The organism is Kitasatospora sp. NPDC036755, from assembly GCF_040636595.1.
Classification (GTDB): domain Bacteria; phylum Actinomycetota; class Actinomycetes; order Streptomycetales; family Streptomycetaceae; genus Kitasatospora.
In genome coordinates this window covers 1-4658 of record NZ_JBEZUT010000480.1, presented here as the reverse complement: position 1 = coordinate 4658, position 4658 = coordinate 1, and the positions used below count along the sequence as shown (strand labels likewise).

The window sequence follows — 4658 nt, the reverse complement described above, 5'->3', positions numbered from 1 at the left end:
CGCGCAGCGGGGTCACCGCGACGCCGGGGCGCAGCCGGGGCCGGGCGGCAGCCGGTTCGGCCGTCATGCCGCCCCCTCTGTCACGCCTGCCGACTCCCCGGCGCCCGCCGTCTCCGGGGCGCCGAGCAGCGTCTGCCAGCGGTGCCCGGTCAGCTCGGGCACGCTGCGCACCAGCAGGTGGGCGGCGAGGTAGCGCTCCAGCGGCCGGACGTCGCAGATCGCGAGCAGCCGGTAGAGGCCGTTGGTGCCGGTCCGGTTGATCAGGTAGTCCGGGCGGCGCCACATCGTGCCGTCGGGGTCGGCGCGGTGCAGCAGCCGGTGGAACTCGCTGTAGCGGGTGCGCAGTCCGGCGTTCCAGCGTTCGGCGGTGGCCGGGTCGCCGAGGGCCTCGGCGCGCTCCCGGTACCCGGCGTGGCGGCCGCCGAGGTCGGCTCCGGCCGCCAGCCGCCGCTCGGCGAGGCTCCAGGCGCTCGCCGACCAGTGCGCCCAGTCACGCTCCCAGCCGTGCGCGCCGCCGCCGGCGATCCGGCCCACCAGCGCGGTGACCGCCGGGCCGGTGCGCTCCCAGCGGCGCTCGAAGCCGGCCCGCAGACGGCCGTCCGGGTCCTCGTGGAGCAGGAAGTCCTCCAGGTGCGAGAGCACCGAGTAGTGCGCGCCGACCAGTCCGTCCGGGTGGGCGGTGGCGTGCGCGGCGAGGGCCGTCACCACCAGCTGCACCCGCGCCTGCGGGGCGTCGCCGTGCGCGCCGAGGAAGTGGCAGCCCGCGTCGAGGGCGGGCAGGCCGAGCCGCAGCAACTCCTCGCGCAGCTCGGCGGATTCGGCCCCGATCAGGGACCGCAGCGCGTGCTCGTCGGCCCGGTCGAGGGGCGCCGCCACCACGGTGTTGTCCGGCACCAGCGGCGCGTACGGCGGCGGGACCAGCTCCGCCCGTCCCGCGGCGGCGGCCTCGGCGAGCAGCTGCTCGTCGGAGCGGTCGGCGACGGAGGGGTGCGCGGCCGCCCACGCCCGCAGCGCCTCGGCGGACCGCCGCGCCGTCCCGCCCACCCGCTCCCGCGGGCCGCGCAGGCGCAGCCGCAGGTGCGGTCCGAACCGCCAGTGCCGCTCGACGTGGGCGGCCAGTCCCTCGGCCGCCGCCTGACGGGCCAGCGGCAGGACGGCTTCGCGCAGCGCGCGGGCCTTGTCGGGCCGGTAGTGGTACAGGACCACGTCCCAGGCGGTCTCGGCCCCCTGGCCGTCGGCCGGGTCACTCATCGGACGCCTCCTCGGCGATCGCGCTACGGACGGATTCGGGGGCGGCACCCTTCGCGCCTGACCGGCCTGACCGGCGCGACCGGCCCGGCCGGTACGTCTCCACCACGAGTTCCACGGCCCGGGTCGGCTCCGTCCGCCCCGCCACGGCCGGCAGGGCTTCCTCCAGCACCACGCCGTGCGGGTACCGGGCGAGCCACTTCGCGAGGTGCCGCAGGTGCAGCGGGTTGCCGAGGTCGAGGGGCTGCGGCTTCGGGGCGCGCAGGTGGGCCACGAAGGCGTCGGCCGGCGTGCCCCCGGCGACGGCGGCCGTCGGCCCGGGGTGGAGGAACAGCTGCTCGGGGAGTCGGAGCAGGGCCCGCCAGCGGGCGACGGCCCCGGCCGGGACTCCGCCGGCGCCAGGGTCGGTGGCGAGTTCGGCCCGCAGGGCGTCGAGTACGCCGGTCGGCAGCTGCCAGCGGCGGCGGGCGAGGACGACGTGCCGGTGGCGCAGCCTCGGGGTGCGCAGCACGGTGCCGCCGGGTGCGGTGAGGGCGGTGCGCGGCAGCAGCGGCCGGAAGTCGACGACCCCGTTGGGGTGGTCGTTGAGCAGCGGGCCGAGCCGTCGGGGCAGCATGACCGGTGCGAGGAAGCCGAGGTAGAGCACGTCGAGCAGCTCGCCGGTGCTCCGCAGCCGCAGTCGCAGCTGGTCGTCGACCGGGTCGTGCACGAGGTCGAGGTCGGCCTCGGAGAGGTCGGTCCACCGCCGGTCGGGTCCGATCTCCTCGGCGAGCAGCCGCGGGTGCAGGTTGGCGTTGAAGCCGCCGACCGGCCGGAGCTGTGCGGCGCGCGCGCCGGTGCCGAGGCCGTCGCGGATCCGCCGGGCGACCTCGGCGGCGGCCCTCGGCGGGAGTTCGTCGAGGAAGCGGCTGGTGAAGCGTCCCCAGCCGCCGTAGACGTGGTTGACGCACACCAGGCCGTCCACGGAGTCGCGTTGGAGGAACCAGGAGTAGCTGAGCGGCCGGGCCGCGGTCCAGCGCGGCAGTCGGGCTGCCAGGGCGCGGACCCGATCGGCGGGGAGCACGAGTTCGCCGTCCGACTCCGGCAGGTGGGTGAACTCCTCGCGCAGTGCGGCCAGTTCCGCCGGGAGCGCCGGGGTCGACCAGGCCTCCGCCGCGTCGGCGCCGAAGTCCCAGGGCGCGTCGCAGACCCCGCCGACGCCGTAGCGGGCGACGAAGCGGTCGCGGGCGGCCCGGCGCATCAGGTGGCCGTGGTCGAACAGCTCGGCGAGCGCGGTGAGTTCCGCGATCGCCGCCCGGTCGGCCGGGTCCGGTCCCGGGTGTCGGGGCGTCGGCGTGTGGACGTCCTCGCTGAGGACGCTGAGCGGCGCGGCCTCGTCGGGCACCGGCCGTCCGGTGTCGGCCAGCAGCCCCCGCCAGCGGTCGGCGAGGGCGGCCAGCAGCGCCGGGCGGTCCTCGCCGGGGGTCTCGGCCAACTCGCCGGTGAGCACGTCGATTTGCTCGATCCGCTGGGCCAGGGAGGCGTCCTCCGGCCAGTTCCGGAGCCAGTCGGCCAGGCTCCGGAGCGGCCGGCGGTCCTGCGGGTCGACCGGCTCGGTGGGCACCAGCAGGCGGGCCGCCAGGAGCTGCCCCACGAAGCGGTGCACGGCCTGGTCGCCGCCCGGACGCCCGAGGGCCTCGGCGAGCCGGGCGGCGAGCCGGTCCGGCGGGTCCGGGGTGGCCGCCAGCGAGGCGAGCAGGGCCAGTTCGGGCCGGTCCGCGAGTTCGACCTCCTCCTCCCGGGTGACCAGGTAGCGCCCGCCCGCGAACAGCACCTCGGCGCGGGCGTAGCGGGCCCGGCCGTCGGCGGCCCGGGCGGCGCTGGTCATCCGGTGCGGCAGCGTCCGGCTGCGGCGGGGGTCGTCGAGCAGGGCCTGGACGAGCGCGGCGACCAGCGCCCGGTTCTCCCGGACGACCGCCCGCGGCCCGCCCGCCGCCGCGTCGGCGCCCTCGCCGGCCCAGCCGACGGCGGTGAACCAGGACAGCGGGCTGGTCTTGGCGGTGGCCCGCAGGGCGTGCCGCAGGACGGCCGCCTCCTCTTTGCGGGCCCGGCCGCGCGGATCACCGGTCGTGCCCGCCGTGTTGGCCACCGCGCGCAGCAGGTCGGCGCTGGTGAGCGCGACGGCCCGGGTGAACGCGGGCTCGCGGCAGACGGCGGCGAGGGCGGCCCGTTCGGCGGCCAGGGCGGGCGGAACGGCCTCGGCGAGTGCGGCCAGCAGCCGGGCCCGCCGCCGTTCCAGCTCCAGCCAGGCGGCGAGGCGCGGGACGCGGCCCGGCAGGTCGGCGAGCCGGTCGAGCAGCGCCGTCCGCGGCGGGCGGCCGTTGTGCAGGTCGCGGCGGAGCGGCAGCACGACCCTGCGGTGGAACTCCTCGTCGTGCCCGGCCCGGCTGGCGTACAGGTCGTCGCAGAGGGCCGGCCGCAGCGCCTCGTGCGCGGCCTCGACGGCGGCGAGTCCGCCCAGCAGCACCCGGGCCTGCGCCGAGGCGGCGGAATGGGCGGGCCGGGCGAGCACGGTGGTGCGCACCAGGGCGTGCCGCGCGGCGTACGCGACCGGGGCGGGTGCGGAGACGGGTGCCGGCCCCAGGGGGTCCCGGGGCCGGGCGGCGCGGTTGGGCATGGCGGTTCCCTCCGGCGGGGCCTGGGGTCTGTCCTCGGACGCGTGTCTGCGGGGCGACGCCGGGGCACGCAGCTCACCCCGCGTACGCGGGACGGACCCGGCGCGCCCGGGTGGACGCGCCGGGTCCGTCCTGGTGCGGTGGCACCGGCCTCGGAAGGCCTGGCCGGCAGGGCCCGGCTCAGCGCCGGGCCCCGGTGGCGGATCGTCAGCCGATCGGGACGTCCGTCACCTGCGGCTGGGCACAGGAGGACGAGCCCTGGCAGGAGCAGGAGCCCCAGGACGCGCCGTTCTCCGGCAGCGCGACGGTGTCGCGCAGCGAGGTGACGGTCAGCTCGCTGAGGTCGAGGTCCTGAAGGTCGAGGCCCTCGGCGGCAGCGGACATGGTGGTGTCGGACATGGCGAACTCCCTCGGAATGGCAGGCGTGCCGCCGGTCGGACCGGACGGGCGTGCCTGCGGAACGGGTGCTGCGGAACGTGCCGGGTCCCCCGTGGGTGCGCCGCCCGCGGGTCACTCGGACCCGGGCTTCGCGCCGCCCGAGAACGACTCTAGGCAGCGGGCGCCGGCCGGCGGTACGGCCGGCCGGCACCTTGGCCGGGAGCCCTCGCCCCGTCGGCTCAAGACCGGTTCGGCTCCAGCCGCACTCCAGCGGACCCCCACGGGCCCCCGATCACCGCCCGATCCGCCCGCGACCGGCGCCGGTCGCGGGTGTGCTCCGGGGGCCCCTCCGGCACATGGCGGCTGGCCCCGCCGGCG

Annotated in this window: 3 protein-coding genes; all 3 read right to left on the bottom strand. The window is 78.3% G+C overall.

Going from position 1 to position 4658, the window contains the following annotated elements; genetic code table 11:
- Positions 1-63 precede the first annotated feature (63 nt).
- On the bottom strand, positions 64-1251 hold the full coding sequence (locus tag AB0E96_RS38365) for a lantibiotic dehydratase C-terminal domain-containing protein (RefSeq protein ID WP_359831053.1): 1188 nt from the start codon (positions 1249-1251) through the stop codon (positions 64-66).
- Positions 1244-3904 (bottom strand): lantibiotic dehydratase, encoded by a 2661-nt coding sequence (locus tag AB0E96_RS38360; RefSeq protein WP_359831051.1) that lies wholly within the window; start codon positions 3902-3904, stop codon positions 1244-1246. Before AB0E96_RS38360 ends, AB0E96_RS38365 begins: the two co-directional genes overlap by 8 nt.
- 205 nt (positions 3905-4109) lie before the next feature.
- Positions 4110-4301 carry a thiazolylpeptide-type bacteriocin gene (locus AB0E96_RS38355; RefSeq protein WP_359831049.1) on the bottom strand — a complete coding sequence of 64 codons (192 nt, stop codon included), beginning with the start codon at positions 4299-4301 and terminating at the stop codon, positions 4110-4112.
- Positions 4302-4658: the final 357 nt, after the last annotated feature.

What these genes read in the sequence shown, in the direction of transcription:
- AB0E96_RS38365 (WP_359831053.1), bottom strand. Translation starts at nt 1,251, where the DNA reads ATGAGTGACCCGGCCGACGGCCAGGGGGCCGAGACCGCCTGGGACGTG.
- AB0E96_RS38360 (WP_359831051.1), bottom strand. Translation starts at nt 3,904, where the DNA reads ATGCCCAACCGCGCCGCCCGGCCCCGGGACCCCCTGGGGCCGGCACCC.
- AB0E96_RS38355 (WP_359831049.1), bottom strand. Translation starts at nt 4,301, where the DNA reads ATGTCCGACACCACCATGTCCGCTGCCGCCGAGGGCCTCGACCTTCAG.